Below are 3,445 nucleotides of genomic sequence, written 5' to 3' on the forward strand. Positions count from 1 at the left end.
GAGCGCAGCGGCTACACCCCCCAGTACGGCGACTGGCGCAGCGCGTCGCCGGAGGCCGTGCCGACGGCGCTGGACGACGGGCCTGCGGGCCCCAGCGTCCCGGCGCCCAAGCCCGCCCCCACGCACGCCGCGCCGCAGCCGAGCTACCCCGTGCCGGTCTCGGGCCAGTACGACGGCGCGGTGCACGTGCCGGTCGACCGCGAGCCGGTCCGCTCGCGCTACGCGCGCAGCCCGGAGCCGGACGACCTGGACGTCCCCGACTTCCTCAAGTAGCCACCGGCCGTGGTCCTGCGCTGGCGCGACGACCTCGCCGGCGCCGAGGGGCGCCCCGGCGCCGTCATGGCGCTGAGCGGCGCCCCGACGGCGTCCAGGGCCACGGCGGGCGGCGGGGCCGGCCCGGGCGCCAACCTCGGTGACCACGTCGGGGACGACCCGGCCGCGGTGGCCGCCGCCCGCGCGGCGGTCGCCGCCGAGGTCGGCCTGCCCGTCGAGCGGGTCCTCTACGCCCGGCAGGTCCACGGCCGCTCGGTCGCCGTGGCCCGGGGGCCCTGGCCGGACGGGCCGCCGGAGGCCGACGCCCTGGTGACCGACCGCCCCGGCCTCGCGCTGGCGGTGCTGGTCGCCGACTGCGTGCCCGTGCTGCTCGCCGACCCGGACCACGGGGTGGTCGGCGTCGCCCACGCCGGGCGCCGGGGGATGGACGCCGGCGTCGTCGGGGCGGCGGTGGCGGCCATGCGCGAGCTCGGGGCGCAGCGGGTGCGCGCCGTGCTCGGCCCCTCGGTCTGCGGCCGCTGCTACGAGGTGCCGGCCGCGATGCGCGCGGAGGTCGCCGCCCGCCACCCGGTCGCCGCCTCGGTCACCTGGACCGGCACGCCCGCCCTCGACGTCGCGGCGGGCGTGCTCGAGCAGCTCGTCGCCGAGGGGGTCGAGGCCCGCCAGCTGCCCGGCTGCACGGTGGAGAGCCCGGAGCTCGGCTCGGTGCGGCGCAGCGGCCCGCGTGCTCCCCGCTGGGCCGGCCTGGCGTGGTCGCCCGCCCGGGGGCCGGACGGCGGCGCGTGAGCCGCCGCGAGGAGCTGGCCGCCTCCCTGGAGGCCGTCCGCCGGCGCGTGGACGCCGCCGCGGCGGCCGCCGGGCGCGACCCCGGTGAGCTCGTCCTCGTCGTGGTCACCAAGACCTTCCCCGCCGACGACGTCCGCCTCCTCGCCGGCCTGGGGGTGCGCGACGTGGGGGAGAGCCGCGAGCCCGAGGCCTCGGCCAAGGCCGCGGAGTGCTCCGACCTGCCGCTGCGCTGGCACCAGGTGGGGCAGGTCCAGACGAACAAGGCGGCCGCGGTGGCGGGGTGGGCCGACGTCGTGCACTCCGTCGACCGCCCCCGCCTGGTCCAGGCGCTGTCCCGCGCGGCCGAGCGGGCCGGGCGCGAGCTCGGCTGCTTCGTCCAGGTCGACCTGGGCGGGGGACCGGGACAGATCGGGGCGCGGGCGGGAGCGGCCCCCGCGGACCTGCCGGCCCTCGCGGACGCCGTGGCCGGCGCCCCCGGGCTGCGCCTGGACGGCGTCATGGCCGTGGCGCCGCGCGAGGGCGACCCCGCGGCCGCCTTCGCGGCCCTGGCCGAGCTGGCGGCGGAGGTGCGCGCCGACCACCCCGGCGCGAGCGCCGTCAGCGCCGGCATGAGCGGTGACCTCGAGGCGGCGGTGGCCGCCGGTGCGACCCACCTGCGTGTCGGCCGAGCCGTTCTGGGCAGTCGGCCGCGCGTGCAGTAGCGTGTGGCCACGGGTGCTGGTGTTATTCGTGTGACACCCGGGACTGAAGGAGCGGACATGGCTGGCGCGCTGCGGAAGACGATGGTCTACCTGGGACTGACGGAGGACGACCCGAACTACCAGGAGATGCGCGGTCTGCCCGAGGAGGAGTGGACCGAGGTGGAGGAGCACGGGGAGCTCGAGCGGCACGCCGAGGTGACGCCGATCACCCGCGACCGGCAGGTGGCCCGCGTGGTGGCCGCGTCGCCGGCGGCGGAGCTGCGGCGGATCACGACGATCCACCCGCGCACGTACAACGAGGCCAAGAGCATCGGCGAGAGCTTCCGCGGGGGCGTGCCGGTGATCATGAACCTCACCGACATGAGCGACGCGGACGCCAAGCGCCTCGTCGACTTCTCGGCCGGCCTGGTCTTCGGCCTGCACGGGACCATCGAGCGGGTGACCAACAAGGTCTTCCTGCTCTCCCCGGCCCACGTCGAGGTGACCGGCGAGGCGGCCCCGGCCGCCGGGGCCACCCTGTTCAACCAGTCCTGAGCCCTCCCGCCCGGACGCACCGGCGGCGCCTCGGCGCCGCCGGTGCGCGGGGCTGAGAGGATGGGGCCGTGGCCGTCGTCCTCCAGCTCCTGTACCTCGTGGTCCTGCTGTTCTTCATCCTCCTGATCGGGCGGCTGGTCCTGGAGTGGGTGCAGGTCTTCGCCCGCGACTGGCGCCCCCGCGGCGTCGTGCTGGTGCTGGCCGAGCTGGTCTACACCGTGACCGACCCGCCCCTGCGCGGGCTGCGCCGGGTGATCCGGCCGATCCGGCTGGGCAGCATCCAGCTGGACCTCGCCTTCCTCGTGCTCGCGCTGGGGTGCTCGGTGCTCATGGCGGTGCTCTCCGCGGCCGCCCGCAACGTCAGCGCCTGAGGGCGCGCCCGGGCGAGCTCTCCCGGACACGCCCGTTCTTGTCCGCGCCCGCGCTTCGTCGGCTACGGTGGTTCTCGATGTGATCGCGAAGCCAGCGCGCATCACCGCCAGAACTCCGACAGAGGTGGACCAGATGGCGTTGACGCCTGAGGACGTTGTCAACAAGCGCTTCCAGCCCACGAAGTTCCGTGAGGGCTACGACCAGGACGAGGTCGACGACTTCCTCGACGAGGTCGTCGGGGAGCTGCGGCGCCTCACGGCGGAGAACGACCAGCTGACCTCGAAGCTGTCCGCCTGCGAGCGCCGGGTGACCGAGCTGGGTCGCGCCGGCAGCCCGACGGCCGCGGTGCCCATGCAGGAGCGCCCGGCCCCCGTCGAGCGCCCCGCGCCCGCCCCGGTGGCCGTGGCCGCCGCTCCGGCGGCGCCGCCGGAGGCCGCCACCGGCATGCTCGCCCTGGCCCAGAAGCTGCACGACGACTTCGTGCGCAGCGGCGAGGAGCAGCGCGACAAGATCCTCGGCGAGGCCAAGGAGCACGCCGGCCGCCTGGTCCGCGAGGCCGAGGAGAAGCAGCGCCAGACCCTCGGCAGCCTCGAGCAGGAGCGCTCGCTGCTGGAGCGGAAGATCGACGAGCTGCGCGCCTTCGAGCGCGACTACCGCAACCGCATGAAGTCCTACCTCGAGTCCCAGCTGCGCGACCTCGAGAGCCGCGGCGCGGCGCTGCCCGGCCGGCCGGCGCAGCCCGCCGTCCAGGACGTCGGCTACGCCTTCGGCGGCGGGGC

Annotated in this window: 5 protein-coding genes and 1 pseudogene; all 6 read left to right on the forward strand. The window is 76.7% G+C overall.

All coding sequences use genetic code 11. The features are described from left to right. Positions 1-273: pseudogene (locus AC5FZL_RS15965) on the forward strand (cell division protein FtsZ); the annotation flags it as partial. A 9-nt stretch (positions 274-282) separates the two neighbouring features. After that, positions 283-1,059, forward strand: a complete 777-nt coding sequence (gene pgeF, locus AC5FZL_RS15970; RefSeq protein ID WP_493619868.1) for a peptidoglycan editing factor PgeF — start codon at positions 283-285, stop codon at positions 1,057-1,059. Continuing rightward, a complete protein-coding gene (locus AC5FZL_RS15975) occupies positions 1,056-1,760 on the forward strand; it encodes a YggS family pyridoxal phosphate-dependent enzyme (protein ID WP_493619869.1) in 705 nt (234 codons plus the stop codon). The genes pgeF and AC5FZL_RS15975 overlap by 4 nt, the downstream gene beginning before the upstream one ends. Before the next feature lie 57 nt (positions 1,761-1,817). After that, a complete protein-coding gene (locus tag AC5FZL_RS15980) occupies positions 1,818-2,294 on the forward strand; it encodes a cell division protein SepF (protein WP_493619870.1) in 477 nt (158 codons plus the stop codon). Between the two features lie 68 nt (positions 2,295-2,362). Beyond that, on the forward strand, positions 2,363-2,665 hold the full coding sequence (locus tag AC5FZL_RS15985; RefSeq protein ID WP_493619871.1) for a YggT family protein: 303 nt from the start codon (positions 2,363-2,365) through the stop codon (positions 2,663-2,665). Positions 2,666-2,798: 133 nt separating this feature from the next. Then, positions 2,799-3,445 (forward strand): DivIVA domain-containing protein (locus AC5FZL_RS15990; RefSeq protein ID WP_493619872.1); only part of this gene is annotated, 647 nt, incomplete at its 3' end.

The organism is Quadrisphaera sp. DVD1, assembly GCF_058932755.1.